General features: G+C 58.4%; 17 protein-coding genes, 3 rRNA genes and 2 pseudogenes. 8 read left to right on the top strand and 14 right to left on the bottom strand.

Annotated elements, in window-relative coordinates; translation table 11 throughout:
* Positions 1 to 14: 14 nt before the first annotated feature.
* From DU29_RS0124695 to DU29_RS0124660, 8 genes and pseudogenes are all read right to left on the bottom strand, one after another.
* A complete protein-coding gene (locus DU29_RS0124695) occupies positions 15 to 1,463 on the bottom strand; it encodes an efflux transporter outer membrane subunit (protein ID WP_028624115.1) in 1,449 nt (482 codons plus the stop codon).
* A complete protein-coding gene (locus DU29_RS0124690; RefSeq protein WP_028624114.1) occupies positions 1,460 to 2,347 on the bottom strand; it encodes an efflux RND transporter periplasmic adaptor subunit in 888 nt (295 codons plus the stop codon). Before DU29_RS0124690 ends, DU29_RS0124695 begins: the two co-directional genes overlap by 4 nt.
* Positions 2,344 to 2,553 carry a DUF1656 domain-containing protein gene (locus DU29_RS0124685; RefSeq protein WP_008148151.1) on the bottom strand — a complete coding sequence of 70 codons (210 nt, stop codon included), beginning with the start codon at positions 2,551 to 2,553 and terminating at the stop codon, positions 2,344 to 2,346. The genes DU29_RS0124690 and DU29_RS0124685 overlap by 4 nt, the downstream gene beginning before the upstream one ends.
* Positions 2,550 to 4,622 carry an FUSC family protein gene (locus DU29_RS0124680; RefSeq protein ID WP_028624113.1) on the bottom strand — a complete coding sequence of 691 codons (2,073 nt, stop codon included), beginning with the start codon at positions 4,620 to 4,622 and terminating at the stop codon, positions 2,550 to 2,552. The genes DU29_RS0124685 and DU29_RS0124680 overlap by 4 nt, the downstream gene beginning before the upstream one ends.
* Complete coding sequence (locus DU29_RS0124675; protein WP_028624112.1) at positions 4,619 to 5,047, bottom strand: MarR family winged helix-turn-helix transcriptional regulator; 429 nt, start codon at positions 5,045 to 5,047, stop codon at positions 4,619 to 4,621. The genes DU29_RS0124680 and DU29_RS0124675 overlap by 4 nt, the downstream gene beginning before the upstream one ends.
* 131 nt (positions 5,048 to 5,178) lie before the next feature.
* Positions 5,179 to 5,460 (bottom strand): annotated as a pseudogene (locus tag DU29_RS01000000130395) (type II toxin-antitoxin system RelE family toxin).
* Positions 5,450 to 5,695 (bottom strand): type II toxin-antitoxin system Phd/YefM family antitoxin, encoded by a 246-nt coding sequence (locus tag DU29_RS0124665; RefSeq protein WP_028624111.1) that lies wholly within the window; start codon positions 5,693 to 5,695, stop codon positions 5,450 to 5,452. The pseudogene DU29_RS01000000130395 and the gene DU29_RS0124665 overlap by 11 nt, the downstream one beginning before the upstream one ends.
* 84 nt (positions 5,696 to 5,779) lie before the next feature.
* On the bottom strand, positions 5,780 to 6,025 hold the full coding sequence (locus DU29_RS0124660; RefSeq protein ID WP_028624110.1) for a DUF2789 domain-containing protein: 246 nt from the start codon (positions 6,023 to 6,025) through the stop codon (positions 5,780 to 5,782).
* A 378-nt stretch (positions 6,026 to 6,403) separates the two neighbouring features.
* On the opposite strand from DU29_RS0124660, the gene DU29_RS0124655 reads away from it, so the two are divergent.
* Together DU29_RS0124655 and DU29_RS0124650 are read left to right on the top strand one after the other, a co-directional pair.
* Positions 6,404 to 6,934, top strand: a complete 531-nt coding sequence (locus DU29_RS0124655) for an NfeD family protein (protein ID WP_028624109.1) — start codon at positions 6,404 to 6,406, stop codon at positions 6,932 to 6,934.
* Positions 6,935 to 6,936: 2 nt separating this feature from the next.
* The gene (locus DU29_RS0124650; RefSeq protein WP_028624108.1) at positions 6,937 to 7,695 is read left to right on the top strand and encodes a slipin family protein; all 759 of its coding nucleotides are present in this window, start codon (positions 6,937 to 6,939) and stop codon (positions 7,693 to 7,695) included.
* 71 nt (positions 7,696 to 7,766) lie between these two features.
* On the opposite strand, the pseudogene DU29_RS1000000132585 reads toward DU29_RS0124650, so the two are convergent.
* Positions 7,767 to 7,922 (bottom strand): annotated as a pseudogene (locus DU29_RS1000000132585) (LysR family transcriptional regulator); the annotation flags it as partial.
* 123 nt (positions 7,923 to 8,045) lie between these two features.
* Here DU29_RS1000000132585 and DU29_RS0124645 point away from each other — a divergent pair.
* Positions 8,046 to 8,384: a hypothetical protein gene (locus tag DU29_RS0124645; protein ID WP_028624107.1), complete on the top strand. Its 339-nt coding sequence runs from the start codon at positions 8,046 to 8,048 to the stop codon at positions 8,382 to 8,384.
* 33 nt (positions 8,385 to 8,417) lie between these two features.
* Here the strand turns inward: DU29_RS0124645 and lapD are convergent, their stop codons facing one another.
* Positions 8,418 to 10,364 carry a cyclic di-GMP receptor LapD gene (gene lapD / locus DU29_RS0124640; protein WP_028624106.1) on the bottom strand — a complete coding sequence of 649 codons (1,947 nt, stop codon included), beginning with the start codon at positions 10,362 to 10,364 and terminating at the stop codon, positions 8,418 to 8,420.
* A gap of 14 nt (positions 10,365 to 10,378) precedes the next feature.
* Positions 10,379 to 11,071 carry a cysteine protease LapG gene (gene lapG, locus DU29_RS0124635; protein WP_028624105.1) on the bottom strand — a complete coding sequence of 231 codons (693 nt, stop codon included), beginning with the start codon at positions 11,069 to 11,071 and terminating at the stop codon, positions 10,379 to 10,381.
* Between the two features lie 191 nt (positions 11,072 to 11,262).
* Between lapG and DU29_RS0124630 the strand changes: the two genes are divergently transcribed.
* The 5 genes from DU29_RS0124630 to DU29_RS0124610 all read left to right on the top strand — a co-directional run bounded on the left by DU29_RS0124630 (position 11,263) and on the right by DU29_RS0124610 (position 18,216).
* Entirely contained in the window at positions 11,263 to 11,973 is a 711-nt protein-coding gene (locus DU29_RS0124630; protein WP_028624104.1) for a GntR family transcriptional regulator, read from the top strand.
* A gap of 620 nt (positions 11,974 to 12,593) precedes the next feature.
* Positions 12,594 to 13,370, top strand: coding sequence for a DUF3050 domain-containing protein (locus tag DU29_RS0124625; protein ID WP_028624103.1), 777 nt, complete (start codon positions 12,594 to 12,596; stop codon positions 13,368 to 13,370).
* Entirely contained in the window at positions 13,367 to 14,296 is a 930-nt protein-coding gene (locus DU29_RS0124620) for a diiron oxygenase (protein ID WP_028624102.1), read from the top strand. The genes DU29_RS0124625 and DU29_RS0124620 overlap by 4 nt, the downstream gene beginning before the upstream one ends.
* A 13-nt stretch (positions 14,297 to 14,309) precedes the next feature.
* Positions 14,310 to 17,726 carry a non-ribosomal peptide synthetase gene (locus DU29_RS0124615; protein WP_028624101.1) on the top strand — a complete coding sequence of 1,139 codons (3,417 nt, stop codon included), beginning with the start codon at positions 14,310 to 14,312 and terminating at the stop codon, positions 17,724 to 17,726.
* A 22-nt stretch (positions 17,727 to 17,748) separates the two neighbouring features.
* A complete protein-coding gene (locus DU29_RS0124610) occupies positions 17,749 to 18,216 on the top strand; it encodes an SRPBCC family protein (protein WP_028624100.1) in 468 nt (155 codons plus the stop codon).
* A gap of 116 nt (positions 18,217 to 18,332) precedes the next feature.
* Here the strand turns inward: DU29_RS0124610 and rrf (DU29_RS0124605) are convergent.
* The 3 genes from rrf (DU29_RS0124605) to DU29_RS0124595 all read right to left on the bottom strand — a co-directional run.
* Positions 18,333 to 18,448: ribosomal RNA gene (gene rrf, locus DU29_RS0124605) — 5S ribosomal RNA — on the bottom strand.
* Positions 18,449 to 18,554: 106 nt separating this feature from the next.
* Positions 18,555 to 18,670 (bottom strand): 5S ribosomal RNA (rrf, locus tag DU29_RS0124600).
* A gap of 156 nt (positions 18,671 to 18,826) precedes the next feature.
* A 23S ribosomal RNA gene (locus DU29_RS0124595) occupies positions 18,827 to 18,907 on the bottom strand; the annotation flags it as partial.

Here is an 18,907-nt window from a genome sequence, read left to right as displayed (position 1 = left end):
GCATAGCAATGGGCTCAGGGTTTGCCGGGGTTTGAAGCTTGCGTTCGTCCGCTTTCCCAACCGCCGCCCAAGGCCAGAAACAGATCGATCTGACTCATCGCCACTTGGGTGTTGGCCGCCGCCAGCTGCGCCCGTACGTCGGTGTAAGTGCGAGTGGCTTGCAGGTCCGCGAGGAATGAAGCGCGACCGGCGGTAAAGAAGCGATGCGTCTGGTCGGCCGCCAGTTGTGCCGACTGTTCGGCATCGGCCAACGCATCGCGGCGCTGCAGCAGCGCGGAATACTGCGCGAGACCGGTTTGGGTTTCGCGAATCGCGTTGAGCACCACGCCGTCAAAATGCGCCAGCGCGCCCTGGCTCATGGCTTCGGCCTCGCGAATTCGTGCACGGGAGCCGTTCGACGGTACGGTCCAGGTCAGCAGTGGGCCAAAGCCCCAACGATTGGCCGCCGGCTTGCCGAGGTTTTCCAGCAGACCAACGGTGCCGACGCTCGCGCCAATGCTGATATCCGGGTACAACTCGCCAGTGGCAATGCCAATGCCGGCTGTCGCAGCGGCCAGCCGGCGTTCGGCCTGGCGCACATCGGGACGTCGTTTGAGCAGGGTTGCCCCATCGCCCACCGGCAACAGCTGAGTGATCTTCGGCAGCTCGGCGCATTCGCCAGTGCCGGCAGGCAGTTGGTCGAGCGGCTTGGCCAGCAGCATCGACAAGCGGAACAGCCCTGCCTGACGCGCCGCTTCATAGCGCGGCATGTCGGCACGCAGGGATTTGAATTGGGTTTGCGAGCGCGTCACTTGGGTTTCATCACCTCGCCCGGCGTCACGCAGGCGTTGGGTCAGTGTGGTGCTTTGGGCTTGCAGGTCGAGGGAATGCTGGGCAATTTCCTCTTCCTCGTTGGCCGCGCAAACTTGGGTGTACGCCCGCACAACGTCCGCGACCAGAGTAATGCGCGCAGTGTCGGCCGCCGCTTGTGTGGCATCGGCATTGGCCTTGGCCGCCTCGATGCCGCGCTGCAATGTGCCGAACAGGTCGAACTGATAGGAGGTGGTAATGCCGACGTCGCCGACGTTGGCCACCGGCACTTTGTCCGCCAGCAGAAACGCTTCGCCGGATTCCTGCAAGCGCTGCGCGCCGATCTTCACGCCGCCACTCCAGCCACCGGCCGCCTGCGCCTCGTCGACCTGGGCACGGGCGCGGGAAAGGTTGGCCGCCGCCACCCGCAGATCAGTGTTGGACGCCATGGCCTGCTGCACCAGTTGATCCAGTCGCGGGTCCTGGTAAAGCCGCCACCAGTCGCCGGGCACCGGGGCAGACACAACAGTGTCGCCGTCCACCGCCAGCTTGCCCTGTAAATCTTCGCGATGAATGGCAGCGTCGTCCGGCACTTGGTAATCCGGCCCCACCACCTGACAGGCCGACAGCAGAAGAGCCAATCCGGCAATCGCCAAACCCGAGGCCTTGCTCATTGCGCGGACTCCCCGCTCTGCTCGTCGATGATCGACACCGTGGCCGTGCGCCCGGCAATCATGCGGAAGTCGGCGGGCACCTCGTCGAAGGCGATTCGCACCGGAATCCGCTGCGCCAGGCGTACCCAGCTGAAGGCCGGATTGACGTTGGGCAACAGGTTGCTGCCGCTGCTGCGGTCGCGGTCTTCGATGCCGGCGACGATGCTTTCCACATGTCCGCGCAGCCGCGCCCGGTCGCCGATCACGCGGATATCGACGCTTTGGCCGACATGGATGCCGTCCAGCTTGGTCTCTTCGAAATAGCCGTCGATGTGGAAGGAATTGCTGTCGACCACGGATAGCACCGGCCGCCCGGCCGTAACGAATTCCTGCGAGCGCGGCGCACGGTCATTGACGTAGCCATCAACCGGGCTGCGGATGGTCGAGCGATCGAGGTTGAGCTGGGCGCTGTCCACCGCCACTTGTGCTTCCATCAACGCCACTTCGGCGCGGGCCACACGCGACTGGCTTTCTTCCAGTTGTTCGCCCGGCACCAGATTGCCGAGGCCGCGATTACGTTTGTTTTCCCGTTGCGCCTGGGCCAGGGTTTCCTGACGATCGGCGACGGCGGCCTTGGCCTGACGCAAGGCCAGCTTGAAACGGTCCTGATCGATGGTGAACAGCACCTGCCCGCGTTTTACCAGTTGGTTATCGCGCACTTGCACTTGCTGGATCAGCCCGGAGACGTCCGGCGCAATCTGTACGATGTCGGCGCGGATGTGCCCGTCGCGGGTCCACGGGGCGAACATGTAATACATCACCATGCGCCAGACGACGACAACGGCGAAGGTCACGATCAGCAAGGTCAGGACCACGCGACCGAGGGTCAAAAAAGGTTTTTTCATGTCATCAGGTATCGACTGAGTGAGTCCACGGCGCCAAGCAGCAAGGCGTAGAGAGCCACGTTGAACAATGCCCGGTGCCAGACCAGACGGTAAAAGTGCAGACGCGTCAGCAGCCCGTGCACCAGCAGGAACAACACATAGGTAATGCCCATCAGCACCAGCAGCGTGGGCAGGAAAACCCCGCTGATGTCCAGATCACCGATCATAAAGGCGCTCCATCGATGCCATGGGGAAGCGGTTCTTCGAGTTCGCCATTGCCGACGAATTCGACCCCCGGCAACAGCGCCAGACGCAAGCCGCTCAAGGCGTGCAGCAGGTGCAGGCGGGCACCGTCATTGCACTCGGTGTTGAGCGCACGACGGGTGCGGTCGAGGGTCATCAGCAACGGGCTGGGTGCGGGCAAACGTTCGCCGGCCTTGAGGCAGGCGTTGAAATATTCACCGACTTCGGCGACCACTTGGTGCAGCAACCGTTGCGGTGCGCCCAACACGCGCGGCGTGTAGGCGAGCAAGTCGAGCAGGTTGAGCGCCACGCGGACTTCGCGCAGCGCGATGCCGGTGTCCTGCCCGGTCATCGCCAGCCGAGGCAAATGCTGCATCAACCGATCGAGAATCTGCACGGCCAATTGCCGATGCTCGGCCAGCGACGCCGGTTCGGTGAGGCTGACAATGTCGCGCCAGCTGAAACGCGTCAGGCGCTTGGCCGCCAGCTCCGCACCAAACGGCCGCGCCACCAGCGTCCAGATAAACGCGAACAGCAAACCCACCGGACCGGCCAGGTTGGAATTGGCGAAGCTGAGAAAATCCGCGTCGTACGCGCCTTGAATACTTATAAAGGATGAGGTGTTGACCAGCGTCAGCAGCATGCCCAGATAGAACTGCGGCTTGACCGTCAGCGTGCCGATGCAAATGAATGGCACCGCGAACGCCAGCACCAGCATCGGAAAATCATGCAGATTGGGCAGGACCAGAAACAGGTAAAGGCTGGCGAACAGCACCGACATCGCCGTCCAGAAAAAGAAGCGGTAGATCTGTGGCGCCGGGTCGTCCATCGAGGCGAAGAAACTGCACGCCACGGCGGCCAGGATCACTGCAGCGCCGCCGTCGGTCCAGCCGAGCAGAATCCACAATACCGAAGCCACTATGATCGCCGACACGGTGGACGCCGCCGAATACAGCATCAAGCCACGGTCAAGAAACGGCGACAGGCGACCGAGCCGCCAGTGGCGATACACCGCCCGCCAGTTGTCCTGGCTTTCGCACTGGATGGCGTATTGCAGGCTGCGGCAGTCTTGCCACAGATCGATCCACTCGCCGAGCCTGTACAACGCGTTCGAGAACAACAGTTGCTTTCGATCATCAAGTGCTTCGGCTGAGGGTTGCAGCGCTTCCAGTTGATGCTTCAATGCTTGCCAGCGATCGAGATCGGCGTCTTTGTGATCCAGCCATTCGCGGGTGGCTGCGAGCAATGGCGCAAATTTATCGACCAGCTCAGGCGTGCGTCGCTCGAGGGCGTAAAGGGCATCGTCGAGGGCATCGACCACTGGCAGCAGATGAATCATGCGCCCGCGCAGCTCTTTGGTATTGCGCACGGTTTGCGGGCGCGAGCCTTCGTGGGGCAGCTGGCCGATCATCAGTTCCAGCGTGTTGAAAGTTGCGACCATCGAAGCGCGCAACGCACTGACTTCATCCGGCGACACTGCTCGACTGAGGAAGCGCAGGCTGTATGTCGACGCATCGGCAAACCACTTGTTCACCGAGTCGTTGAACACGGGCGCCAACCTTCGCGGCCAGAACATCGCGCCAACGACAGCAGCCACGGCGATGCCCAGGAAGATTTCTTCAGTCCGCGCTTCCGCCACATCCCAAACGGCAAGTGGGTTATCCACCACCGGCAGCGCGATCAGCGGCAAGGTGTAGCCGGCGAGCATCAACGCGTAACTGTTAGCGGTGCGCAAATGCAGCGAGAGGAACAGCAGAATCCCGGTCCATAGGGCGATGACCACCACCAGCACATAGGGGCTCTGTACAAACATCGGCACGAAAAACACCGCCGCCGCTGCGCCCATCAAAGTGCCCACCGCGCGATACAAGGCTTTGGAACTGGTCGGGCCGACGAAGGGGCTGGAGACGATGTAAACCGTGGCCATCGCCCAATACGGACGCGGCATTTGCATGAGCATGGCGATGTATAACGCGATCATCGCCGCGGCAAATGTGCGCACGCCGTAGAACCAGTCGCGCGCGGGCGGGACGCCGGTGAAGAAGCCGTTCACCGGATCACCGTCGATGGCGAATTAGCAGCCTCGAAGGCTTGCAAGACCCGCAGCGTCGCTTCCAGATCACTCTGGGAAATGCCTTGAAGGACTTCGCTGCGAAGGCGTACCAGCTCAATCTCGACCGCTTGCACCAGCACGCGCCCGGTCTCGGTCAGGCTCAGGCATTTGGCGCGGCGGTCGTGTTCGTCTTCAGTGCGGCGCACATAACCGGCGTGACACAACTGATCGAGCAAGCGCACCAACGACGGACTTTCCATCCCGGCCGCCTGCGCTACCGTCACTTGTCGCACACCCTCGCCCAAGCGCCCAATCATCAACAGCGGGACGGCGCAGGCTTCGGAGATTCCATAGTTGACCAGCGTGGTCTGGCAGATTTTTCGCCAATGACGGGCGGCCACCACCATGGAACTGCTGATGTTCATCTGGAGAACGTCGAGGTTTTTCGGCACGGGAGGATGTACACACTGTTAGTTTGCTAACTATCAGTGTGAAGGAATACGGGAAAGCTGGTCAAGTTTTGAAACAATTTAGCGATAATAGCCAAAAGGCAATGTCATCGACTCTTGGCTCGCTCATACACAGCACTGCGTTCGCGCTTTCCAACTGCAACCACCGATACGACTACACGCTCATCAACGACTTCGTACACAAGCCTGTAACCGGAAGATTTCAGTTTGATTTTCTAACAGTTCGCCATACCGTGCAGTACATCCGCCGGAACGCGTGGCCCTTCGAGCCGCTCTGCCAGTTTCTTCTTGAATTGCTCGCGCAACGTGTGCCCCAGCTTGCTCCATTCCTTGCGCGCAGACGGAAGGAATTCAAGCTTATAGGTCATCCAGAGTGACCGGGATTGGCGTTTCATGCTGACGAGACCGCACGATTTCTGCCAAATCGAGATCGTCGAGGCGATCCATCATCGCCTCAAAAACATCGGCCGGAACCATATAACCCATGACGCGGTTGTGATTCAGCACAGCAACAGGACGACCATGCGCACCATTCAGAACAGCAGACGGATTTTTCTTCAACTCGGAGACACTGACGGCCATGTCGGCCAATACACTTTGCATAGATAGGACCTCAATTCAGGTCTTTATTCTGGTCAATTGATCGTAATCTGACAACTATGCGCCGACAGGCAGTTTCAAAACCGACTACATCCCCCGCCCCTTCCTCAGCAACACGTTCAACTGATCCACCACCACCGCCCAATCGGCGTCATCGAGAATTTCGTCCCGTAGCAGTTGCGACTGGCTCTTGCTCCAGAAAAACGCATCCGCCAGGTGCAATTCAGGTTTGAGCGGTGAATGGGTGGCAATGAATTTGTCGATGCTTTCGGCGTCGTCGGCCAAACCGAGTTGTTTGAACAGGGAAGGCAGGCTGTGGGTCGGGGATTCCATGTCGGGCTCCTTTATAGGATTCAGGGAGTAGGTGACTGCTGCGCAGTCAATCGTGGGCAAGCCACGCTCCCACAGTAAACCGTGGTACGCCTGACAGATACCCTGCACATAAATGCCGTCAATCGTGAGCAGGCTCACTCCTACAGAAAACGCGGTCCCCTGTGGGCGCGTGGCTTGCCCGCGATGACGGTGTAATGGACACCGCGATAACACGACACCTGACCCGGTCTCATACATGCCAGAAAGTTTAGGCCGGTCTGCCAGTGGCTGCGGAAAATCTGCCCGTCGGGTAATCGGGCAAGCCGATCAAAAATTGTCTGCCCCCCCACTCGACTAGACTGTATTGAAGAACCACTTCAGACGCTCCCGGAGGGTCGAGTGAACATTTGCCGTTACGCCCTTGCACCCTTGCTGATCGCGAGCGGGTCAGCCTTCGCGGCAGAGACCTTGCTGTGGGGCGCCAACCCGGTCGGATTGTGGCTGATCGTCCTCGGACTCGGCTTTCTGATTGCTGAAGCAGCGCTGCCCAATTATGGCGTGATCGGCCTCGGCGGCATCGTGATGTTCGTGATCGGCGCGGTGATTCTGACCGACGCACAGCTGCCGGTGCCGATGATGATCGGCCTGGGCTTGATCAGCGCTGCGCTGTTGGCTTTCCTGCTGATTCGCGCATTAAAAACCCGACCGCGCGAAAGCGTCAGTGGCGACGCAGGGCTTGTCGGCAGCGTCACTGCCGTACAGTCGCTACAGGCCGGCAACGCCTGCAATGGCTGGGTCCATTTGCAGGGAGAACAATGGCAAGTGCTGAGCCCGACGCCGTTGCAGACCGGGCAAAAAGTCCGGGTCATTGCGCGCAAGGGATTACTGCTGGAAGTGGCCGCAGGTGATGCGGCGCCGGGTGGAGAATAGTCATGGGTTTGCAACTGGGATTTGCCGCACTGCTGCTGTTACTGATCGTCCTCGCGGCAGCGACTTTTCGCATCCTGCGCGAGTACGAGCGGGGCGTGGTGTTCCAGCTGGGACGCTTCTGGCAGGTCAAAGGCCCCGGGCTGATTCTGCTGATTCCGGTGGTGCAACAAATGGTCCGTGTAGACCTGCGCACCATCGTTCTCGACGTGCCGACGCAAGACGTGATCACTCGCGATAACGTCTCGGTCAAGGTCAACGCAGTGCTGTACTTCCGCGTTCTCGATCCGCAGAAGGCGATTATTCAGGTTGAAGATTTTCTCATGGCCACCAGCCAATTGGCTCAGACCACTTTGCGTGCAGTGCTGGGCAAACATGAACTGGATGAATTGCTGGCGGAGCGCGAACGGCTGAACGTCGATATCCAGCAAGTGCTCGATGCCCAAACCGACGCCTGGGGCATCAAGGTGGCCAATGTCGAAATCAAACACGTCGACCTCAACGAATCGATGGTCCGCGCCATCGCCAGACAAGCCGAAGCCGAGCGCGAACGCCGGGCCAAAGTGATCCACGCTGAAGGCGAGTTGCAAGCCTCGGAAAAACTCATGCAGGCCGCCGAGATGCTCGGACGCCAGCCGGGCGCCATGCAGTTGCGCTACATGCAGACGCTGAGCTCGATTGCCGGCGATAAAACCACCACCATCGTCTTCCCGCTGCCCATCGAGTTGCTCAAAGGCATGGCGGATTTGTCCGCTAGAGAATGATCAAACGGCACCGTGGCGAGGGAGCTTTGAGGGTTGCGCGCGTTTTTTAGCTGCGCCCTGGCCTTCAGGATTTCGCCGCAACAGCTTTTCAGGGTTTCACGTATCCATCGGTGCGCCGGGGCCTTGTCGAAGCGCGAGTGCCAGGCCTGCGTCAGCATCAACGTTGGCAGCGGAATCGGCAGGGTGAACGAGCTCAGCTGCACGCTCAGCAGCGCCTCTTTGGGCACGGTACGCAGGAAGGTGACATGATGGGTATAAGACGAGAACTAAATACTGTTAGCGGATGAGCATATGGCGGGGCTCGCCTATCCTGCTGACAGGATGACTGCTCCATGACTGAGGGATGCCCAATGTTCTACGTGCAACGCAATGCGCAAGGCCAATTGATGCGCGTGGAAGCTCAGGCTTATGCCAATTTCAGCGAGACGCTGCCGGCTGATCACCCCGACGTTCAGGCCTGGTTCGCCAGCGAGGTGGTTGCGAGCAATCTGAGGCAACTCAAGCAGAGCGACCTGGACATGATCCGGGTGCTCGATGACTTGATTCAGGTGTTGACCGATAAAGGCGTGATCCGCGTCACCGACCTGCCGGCGGCGGCGCAGGCCAAGCTGATGGACCGCTCCCAGGCGCGGGAGGCGCTGGGAGGTTTGAGTCATCTGGTGGATGATGACGACGCGGGGCTGATCTAGCCTCCGAAAGTAATTAGCGGTAGAGCCGACCCTTTACTCCCAAGGCTTCGGCTCACCCACCAACTGGCCCTGCACCCCATAAATTCCCATCTCGCGAATCACTGACAATTCCCCTTCGGTCTCGACCCGCTCGGCGATCAACGGCAGATCGATGCTGTGCGCGGCTCGCTGGATCGCCTCGATGAACAGACGTTTGTCGCCTTCTTGATCAATCGCCCTGATATAGCTGCCATCAACCTTCAAATACGCCAGCCCGAGCCGCGCAAGGTTACCGATCATGCTGAAGCGGCCACCAAAATGTTGCAGGCTCAATGAGAAGCCCAGTTCACGCAGCCGCCGCGTCAGCGCCTCCAGGCCTGCTTGAGCCGGCAGTTGTTCCTCGCCGATCTCCAGCGTCAGGCGCGAACCCAGATTGGAATGCGCGCGCAGAATGTCGAAGATTTTGCTCAGCGCCTGCGGGTCGGTCAGGGTTGCAGAAGAGAGGTTCAGCGCCAGTGACGCCTCGTGCCGGGTCATTTGAGCCAGCACCAGTTCCAGCATCAGGCGATCGAGCCGCGCGGTCCAGCCGAAACGCTCGAGCCACGGCAGGAATCGTCCGGCGGGAATCACCTGGCCCTGTTCGTCGATCAGACGCGAGAGCACTTTGTAATGCAGCACCAGGGTGGTGTCCTGGCTGGCCACCACCGGTTGAAAATACAACTCGAGACGACGCTGACTCAACGCCTGATCAAGCAGAGTGTGCCAGGCGTGATGATCTTCGCCGACGCTAGCGGAGACGCTGTGGTCGAGGCAGACCCAGGTGCAATCACCTTGCGCCTCGGCTTGGGCCAGGGCCTGATCAGCCAACCCGATCACTGCTTGCGGCGTATCGCCATGGGCAAACGGTGCGAGCCCGATAGACGCCACCGAAATAACATCGGTGGCGCCGGTCGCGTGCAGACTCGCGAGCGCGTTCTCCAGGGTTTGCGCCAGTTGCAGCGCTTCGGTGCGCATCAACCCAGGCGCCAGCACAGCAAACTCGCCACCGCGCACACGTGTCACCAGGTTCAGCGTTTCCGGATATTTGGCGCACACGCGCGTGAGTTGTTGGCCGACGGCTTTAAGCAACCCATCCGTATGCTGGCCACCCAGACGCTGATTCAGTCCAGCCAGATCGCTAACCCTCAGCAGCAACAGATACCCCGAACTGGCCTGTTCCGGATTGCTCACGCGGGCGTTCAATTGCATTTCGAAATAGCGCCGGTTCGCCAGCCCGGTCAGCGCATCCTGATAAGACTCGTCACGGAGTTTCTCGCTGCGCTCGGCCTGCTCCTGAAACAACGCCTTCAGTTTCTCGACCATCTGATTCATGGCCTGCACCACCCGTCGCAATTCGGGTGTGCGCGGCAAGTCCGGCAGGCTGAGGAATTCGCGGCGGGCAATGGCGTGGGACTGCTCGACCATGTAGTCCAGTGGCTTCAGTTGTCGACGCAACAGCAGCGCGCCCAACCCCGCGCTGACCGCGCCACACAGCAGCAGCCACCCAAGGCTGCCGAGTGCGCTTTGCCAAAGCTTGGCGAGCGCAAACATTGGATGGCTGACCACCTCGACGCGCGCCGCCTGCTCCCAGCCTCGACTGATGATTGCGTCGCCGCCGGCCGGTTCCAGACCAATCAATTTGACGAACCAGTCCGGTACGTTATTCACCGCCGGGATACCGCTGCGCTCCACCAGCGTGGTGTTGTTCGCCACATCCACGACTCGAATGCTCGCGTAATAACCGCTGTCAAAAATCGAGCTGACCAGCAATTCGACCATCGCAGGATCATCGATATTCGGCGTCAACGACAGCGCCAGCGCGGTGGCCGCGTCCTGAGCGTGGGAACGCAATTGATTGACGTATTGAGCGCGCGAGCTCTCGAGGCTGACCATGAAGCTGCCAGTGAAGGCGATCACCAGGAACAGACAGATAGCAATCAACAGCTGTTTGAACAAAGACATCTGAGCGTGTGCTCCTAGTTAGTCGTCTCGACCGGGAAACCTTCTGCCTGCATTTTCTTCAATACATCCTGCCAGCGCGACAAACGTTTTGTGTCGCCGACTTTCTTGTTGCCCTTCGCACCCGGCAACCATAACCCTTCGGCATTGAAAGAGTAGACGGGCAAAAGATCGGTTCGTTGGCTGGCCGGCTTGATCGAATCAATCAGGCTGTCGAGCACCAGCGGCATGGCCTCAGGGCTGGCGTAGTAAGTCAGTACCATGTGCGCGCGATTCAGGCTCACGGCTTTGACATAAGTAATGCGCAATTTGGCACTGGGTACGCCGAGGCGACGCAAACTGAAATATTTGGCAATGGCATAGTCTTCGCAATCACCGGCACCCTTCCACAACGCTTCGATCGGGGTTTCCCAGTAATCGACCGCATGCCACAAATCGGTGTCTTCTTCATAACGCATCTGCTTGTTGAAGAACTTGTTGACCACGTTGAGCTGCTCCAGCTCGCCGATTTGCTTTTGCGTCGCCAGCAACTGCTGCCAGGCATCGATCCGTCGCTGACCGTCGCCCAAAGGCCCGTAAAGGGCCTGAGCCTTGCGGCTGATCACGGAAAAATCCCAATCGGCATGCAGACCGCCCGGCAAGAAGCCGGCGATCAGCAACGCGCAGCACAGCCAGCGCAATATCCGGGGGATCGCGAAACGTACCGACAATGCGAGGCATCCAGGTAGGCAGATGGAATCGATTGATGTTGAAGGTTAGCCGTTCAAAAGACAATGGCACGATGAGATCACTGTCGACGGACTACGCTTAAGGATGAACTTTGGTGTGTTTGACAACCCGGCAGGCACTCACTAGTGTCCCTCTCGGATCCAGAATTCCCAGTCAGTCAGGGTGCGTTTTCGTGACACAAAAGCCTAATCCGCTCCACAGCATAAAGGTTAACGGCCCGATACCCGCGCACCTGGCCCGCTCGGTGATTGAGGAAACCCTGCGAGCAGCGATTCTCGATGGTCGTATCCCGTGTGGCACGGCCCTTCGCCAACAAGACCTGGCTGACCTGTTCGGCGTCAGTCGCATGCCCGTACGTGAAGCCCTGCGGCAGCTCGAAGCGCAATCGCTGCTCAATGTCATTGCTCACAAAGGCGCAGTGGTGGCGCCACTGGTTCAGGGCGATGCCGTTGAGACCTACTCGCTGCGCATTCTGCTCGAGTCAGAAGCCTTGCGTCTGTCGATCCCTCTACTCACCCACGAGGACATCGCGCTGGCTGCGCGTTACATCGAAGAGCTGGACATCCAGCACGATTACACTGAGATCGGCCGGCTCAATCGCCTCTTCCACATGGCGCTGTACGCAAAAGCGCCCAACCGCCGGCTTCTGCACCTCGTGGAAGACGGTTTGAACGAAGAGGAACGCTTCCTGCGGTTCAATCTGGAAGCGATGGGCCTGGGCAAGCTCTCTCAGGAAGATCACCGCGCCTTGCTGCGAGCCGTGGAAAACCGCGATGTCGCACGCTCGGTGGAGCTGCTTGAATCGCACCTCAACAGGGGCGTCGAGGTGATCACCCGCTATCTCGCCAGCCCAGAAGCTCAAAGCAGAAAAACCTCGAAATAGCTGCAACAACCTTCTGCGAGCCTTCAATCTGTTCGCTCATTTCCTGATGCAGCGGCACTCCAATGCTATCAATCCTCTTCCCCTTTCACTGACTGCGTGAGGCGTCAGTGATAGCGGCCGCCTTGATTTACGCTCACTCTTGGACTGCCAGTACACCATCGACGGGTGACGCCTGACGCGCCCGCATCAAGAACCTATGGAAGGAGTCTTGTCACGGGCAAGGAAGATCCGGCACCTCGCTAACTTCGCCCTTAAATAACTTCAATGAAATGCATTTAAAAGTTGCTTCGAGTGAGGTATTCACTCTTATTTCAATTCTGACTTGAATAAGCCGGAAGGAGCAACTACGCCCAAATAAAACATTAAATAAATGTTTTATTGAAATTTATCGCGCCCAGTTTATTAGAGCATTTAAATAATATAAAAATATCTTGCTCGGGCCTTTCTACATGTATTAGTTTTCTTCAGCCGCCACTGGACCTGGCGGAACGCCGCACAACGCATAGCTTTTGCTAACGAATGCCATCAATTCGTTTGAGGCACTCGTTCGCCAATGGAAAACCTTCAGAACTGACAAGACACTTCAACCACTGCTCTTCAGAACACCTAAAGGTCATACAATGAATTTAACAAAACAACTTTTAGATCAGAAGAAAACAGCACTCGGCGCGCATCCAATATTCTCCGAAATTGATTCGCTTCCGGTATTACAACGCTTTATGGAATCGCATGTATTTGCAGTATGGGATTTCATGTCATTGACCAAACGCCTGCAGCAGGAACTGACCTGCGTTCAACTGCCGTGGTTGCCACCGCGAGATCCACAGGCGACACGATTGATCAACGAGATCGTACTGGGCGAAGAATCCGATGATCGTCCGGCAGAAGGTCATTACAGTCATTTCGAGTTGTATCTGGATGCGATGCGCGAAGTCGGCGCAAGCACCGCCGCCATCGAACGTTTTATCAGCCTGCAACAGCAGGGTGTGGGTTACGAAGTGGCGTTGCAGAGCGTCGATGTCGACCCGGCGACTGCGCGCTTTGTACGGCACACCTTGCAAATCGCGCTGCATGCGCCTGGCCATTGCGTGGCGGCTGCATTTCTGCATGGTCGAGAGAGCGTCATCCCGCAGATGTTCCAGCGGATTCTCGACGACTGGGGCATCGGCCTCGAGCAGGCGCCAACCTTCCGTTATTACTTGCAGCGGCATATCGAAGTCGACTCCGAAGACCACGGCCCGGCGGCGGAAAGACTGCTCGCGCGCTTGGTCGGTGGTGACCCGCAACGCGAAAAAGACGTTTACGCAAGTGCCCTTGCAGCCGTGGAGAGCCGTCTCGCGCTATGGGACGGTTTGCGCCTGAGCATGAGCGCGCCGGCTGCGCAGGTGGTCGCATGAACGCTGCCGATTACCAATCCTTTGCCGAGACATGGGAAAGCCGCGCAACTATCCGCACCCGCCCGCGCCGCATCCTGGAGAACGACGAGAAACTGATTTATCCGCTGAGCCGTCAACCGCTGGTGCTGAGCGATACCTTCCTGCGCGGATGTCCCGAGCAACGTGATTTCGCTTTGGTACAGACGCTCTACAAATTTATCAACGACGTGGTGATTTTCGAAACCGAGATCGTCGACAAGACCGCTCGCAACATCGCCAAGAACCGTTTCCCGGTCGCCTTCCCGTTTGCCTGTCGCTACGACGCGATGACCGTGGTGGTGGACGAGGATTACCACGCGCTGGTGGCCATGGACTTCATGCAACAAACCATTGCCATGACCGGCATCGCACCGATTGAACTGCCGGATGAAATCGAGCTGAGCCGGGCGATCCCGGCCGCCGTCGCTCTCGCCCCCGAACACTTGCGCGGTGTCATCGAGTTGATTTGCGTGGCCATCGCCGAGAACACCGTGACCGGCGATGTGGCGGCATTCGCCAAGGACGATACGGTCAAGCAATCGATCAAGGGCTTGATGGCCGATCACTTGCTCGACGAGGGTCGGCACTCGGGATTCTGGTCGCGTCTGGTGCGCATCTACTGGCACACCGCGAACGAAGATGACCGTCAGTGCATCGCACAGATTCTGCCGGTGTTCATCGGGCAGTACCTGACCCACGACATCCAGAAATCGTTCGACTTGCGCCTGATTGCATCCATGCAGATCAGTGATACCGCGCGCAGTGCACTCAACAGCGAAGTGTCGGCAATGGCCTTCCCGATCAGCCGACATCATCCCTTGGTCGCCAACATTGTGCGTTTCTTCCGCAGCAGTTCGTTGCTGGATTCGCCGTGCATCCAGTCGGCCTTGAGCGATTACCTGGTTTAGCGAGGAGCACAGCATGAGACGTCTCGACATTTTGCTCAGCGGTCGCAGCCAGGCGTTGAACGACCTGGCGCTTGAGCTCGAACATCAAGGGCATGCGGTGAGGCTGTCGACCACCTTCAACGTGCAGCCGTCAGGCCATGTCGACCTGTGGATCGACGATGCTAGCCTGCCCCCGCAGGACTTCGGCAGTACAGCGCGGCTGACAGTGTGCCTGGGGGTGAACGCGCCCGGAACATCCGGATTGCCGTCGCTGGACCTGCTGTGTCTGTACGGTTCGGCAGCAATCTGCCGTGTGCCGATTGCAGACGAACTGTCAGGTAACGGTCAGGCGCTGCGTCAGTGCGCGGTCGTCGAACTGATAGATCAGGCGGCATTGCTAGTCAGTCGTTTCTCGCGGGACACGGAGTATTTGCTACAGGCCAAGCCTTTAGCGCCGTTCGATTACGAAAGGGTGGAAGGTCTGCTATTTCTCCAATCCCTGGCGTTCGTCCATCGCTTCAATGCGACAACAGACTCCGGGCTGCTGCAACTCGCTCAAATACCAATGATTGAGCGGCTCGAACAGCGCTTCATCAAGTCCGCCGACAGACCCGCGCTGCACATCGCCAACACCTGCCTGACCTATCGCCAATTGCACGCTCACAGCCGCGCGATTCAGCAGCAGTTGCAGGCGGTTTCAAGGCAGCACGAAGGGCCATTGGTGATAGGCATTTGTTTGCCAAAATGCAGCGCCTTGTACGCGGGAATTTTGGCGATTCTTGGCAGCGGCGCGATCTACCTGCCGCTGGAACCTGACCATCCCTTGGAACGTCAGCGTTCCATTCTGTCGGATGCCAAGGCGGCGCTGTTGCTGCACGACGGCAAACACCCGCTCGCGACCGAGATACCCGGTCTGGACATCACGGCAATCGACGCTGAAAGCCTGGCAGCCGATCAACCACTGATGCGCCAGCGCCCTGCCCTGGAAGCACCGTGCATGGCGCTCTATACCTCGGGCACCACGGGCGTTCCAAAAGGCGTGTTGCTCAGTCAGGCGAACCTTGCGCACTTCACCGCGTGGTACGCCGCCTATGTGCAACTGGACGAGCGCAGCCGTGTGTTGCAGTTCTCGTCGCTGGGTTTCGATTCGTCGCTGATTGATATTTTTCCGACACTGGTGCAAGGCGCCGAATTGATCGTGCCCAACGACGATCAAAAGCGTGACCCGCTGCAACTGGTGAAATTGATCCGCCAGCGGACATTGAGCCACGCCTTTCTGCCGCCTGCGTTGTTGAGCATTCTGCCGCTTGATCAACTGCAGGCGCTGGATCACGTCATGACGGGCGGTGATGTCTGCGAGCCTTTTGTGATCGAGCAACTGACGCGTGAGGGTAAGCTCTATAACCTTTACGGCCCCACCGAAGCCACAGTGTTGATCACCGCACGACAACTGCGCCACGGTGACAATAACCGCACGCTCGGAGCACCGATCGCCAATAGCCAGATACTCATTCTCGATCAAGATTTGCAGCCGGTCGTCGAGCAAACCGTGGGCGAGGTATTCATCGTCGGGCCGGGCGTATGCCTGGGTTATCTGAACAACTCGCCGCTGACGGCTGAACGGTATCTTAATCTGAACCTGCCGGATGGCCAATGTTTACGAGCCTATCGCACCGGCGATATGGCGAAGTGGACGGCAGCCGGCATCGAGCTGTGCGGGCGCTTGGACAATCAGGTAAAGATCCGTGGTTTTCGGGTCGAGCCGGAGGAAATAGAACGCTGCCTGCGTGATGGCCAGCGCTATCGGCAAGTGGCGGTTGTGATCGACCACAAACGGCGAATCCTCGCATTCATGGCACAACCCCAAGGCGATCACCCAGGTGCGGCGCTCGAAGCACTGAAGACGCATGCGAGGCAATTTCTGCCCGACTACATGCAGCCCACAGCGTGGACGGAACTGGCAAGCATGCCTTTTGCCAGTAACGGCAAGGTGGATCGCAAGGTGCTGCTGGAGTTGCCCGTCCGCATCGTCGAGAACCCGCAACGGCGCCTGCCGGCCAATGCCGATGAAGCGCTGTTGGTCGACATCTGGGGCGAGTTGCTGGAATTGCCAGCCAGCGAGATTTCTACCGACGAAAGCTTTTTCAATCTGGGCGGACATTCGATTTTGCTGTCGCGAATGCTGTTGCGCCTGCGGGAAGAGTTCGGTCGCAGCATCTCCATTAACCGCTTCATCGAACAGCCGACCATCGCCAAGCTGGCGACACTCGTCCGCGGTTCGGGCACGGAGGAAGTGCTGAGCCAACAGGCTCTGGCGGATGCCTGCCGTGAACTCGCTGTGCAGGCTCTACCGTTAAGTCGTATGGGCGATGTGCACAAGGTGATCGTCACCGGCGCCAATAGCTTCGTCGGCGTGCACATCGTCGAAGCGCTGCTGGAGTGGGGGGCGAGCGAGGTCGCCTGTCTCGTACGCGAAAGCGAGAGCCAATCGGCGGCTGAACGATTTACGCAGGCGTTGCAGGAAAATCGTCTGGGGCATCTGGATATGAGCCGGGTGCGAGTCTATGCGGCGGACATTACGCGGCCCTTGCTGGCTCTTTCGGCAGACGATTACGCGCGTCTTGACCAGGATTATGGTGCGTTGGTGCACAACGCCGCGAACGTCAATCATGTGCTCGATTACGATTCGCTGGCAAACGACAACGTCGAGCCAATATTTGAATGCCTGCGACTGTGCGAAGGACGGAGCAAAAAGATCTTCAACTTCGTTTCTACGTTGTCAGCCTCAAGCACGATCGGCAGCGATGGCCGGGTGCTAGAATTACCCGCCGCGCCCACTCCCCCGATCTACATCAAGAACGGTTACAACCTCTCGAAGTGGGTCGCCGAACGCATTCTTGAACGCGCGCGTGAGCGGGGTGTTCGGGTCAATCTTTACCGCCCCGGTAACATCAGTTTCAACAGTGAGAGTGGCGTCTGCCAACCGCACAAAAACCGTCTGATGCTGATGCTCAAGGGTTCTATCCAATTGGGACAGGTGCCGGACTTGGCACTCAACTTCGACCTGATGCCGGTGGACTTTCTCGCCCGTTTCATCGCCTTCCATACCAGCCGCTATCAGCCTGAACAAGCGGTGTTCAACCTGCACAACCCCGAACCTTTGAGCTGGGACACTTATGTGGCTTCTTTCCGTGAAAGCGGTCGGGAGTTTTCCATGGTCAGCGTGGCCGACTGGCAACAGCAGTTGGGCCGGGTCGACAGTAGCAATGCGTTGTTCGGCGTGCTCGGTTTTTACCTCAACGGCTTTGAAGAAGACATCGGCGACATCTCATTGATTGGCCATGCCAACGCCCACGCTGGCGTGCGGCAGATGGGCGCGTGTTACCCGCATAAATCCGCGGCGCTGCTACGGCGTGGCTGCGACTACCTCAAAGAAATCAACTTCATCTGAGTCACTGAAGCGGAGCAACACCATGAAAAATCTGCAACCCGATACCCTCGTCAAAAATCCACAAGGCTGCCACGTTACGTCTTCCGTAGAGGTACCCGCGGATGCGGCCAAGGTCTGGGCCGTAGTTGGCGACTTCGCCGGATTCGACGCTTTCATTCCGGCGCTGTCGCACATTGAGATGACGGGCGAAGGTGTGTCTTCCCTGCGCAAGAAGTTTTTCAGGGACGGTAACCTGGTGGTCGAGCAATTGAACACGCGCGACGACGATGCACGGAGCATGACGTGGACAACCATCTACAACACCTTGGGCGTAGCCAATCTGTGGGCAGCCATGAGTGTCGAGGCCTTGAATACTGACACATCCCGCGCAACCTGGACGATCATCGCCGAACCGGCGCAAGGTGGTGAAGCGGGGCTGCCGGCGTTCAAGGCATTCGTGCAGGGGTTTGCGGACGATGCAATGGGAAATGTTTTGAAGATGTTTGCTTGAGGCTTGCTTTGACCGCGTGCCTGATCAACTGCTTTAGCGGGCAAGACCACAGTAAAACCAGCCCAATACGACAAAACCCCTGTGTGCGTTAGCAGACAGGGGTTCTGGGAATTCAATCTTGACGATGACCTACTCTCACATGGGGAAACCCCACACTACCATCGGCGATGCATCGTTTCACTGCTGAGTTCGGGATGGGATCAGGTGGTTCCAATGCTCTATGGTCGTCAAGAAAATCTGTGACCAGCCCGTTAAAAGGAAACGTGCCAGTAAAATTGGTGACTTCTACTAAAACAAAACCCCTACCTGCATACGCAGATAGGGGTTTCGGAATTTAATCTTGACGATGACCTACTCTCACATGGGGAAACCCCACACTACCATCGGCGATGCATCGTTTCACTGCTGAGTTCGGGATGGGATCAGGTGGTTCCAATGCTCTATGGTCGTCAAGAAATTCGGGTACTGAGTCGTGGCCAGCTGGCCGCGCTTCAGCAAATTGGGTATGTGACAGCTTTCGGTGTTTGTGAGCATCGAACTTTCGGTTCATCTCGTCTTCACACACCGCAATCTGGTGCTCATTAGAGCAAGCAAATTGCTTGGGTGTTATATGGTCAAGCCTCACGGGCAATTAGTATTGGTTAGCTCAACGCCTCACAGCGCTTACACACCCAACCTATCAACGTCGTAG

Source organism: Pseudomonas sp. Ant30-3 (genome assembly GCF_000690905.1).
In the GTDB taxonomy this organism is placed as follows: domain Bacteria; phylum Pseudomonadota; class Gammaproteobacteria; order Pseudomonadales; family Pseudomonadaceae; genus Aquipseudomonas.
Note: the sequence above shows the minus strand (reverse complement) of the source record. Positions and strands in the feature narration are given on the sequence as shown.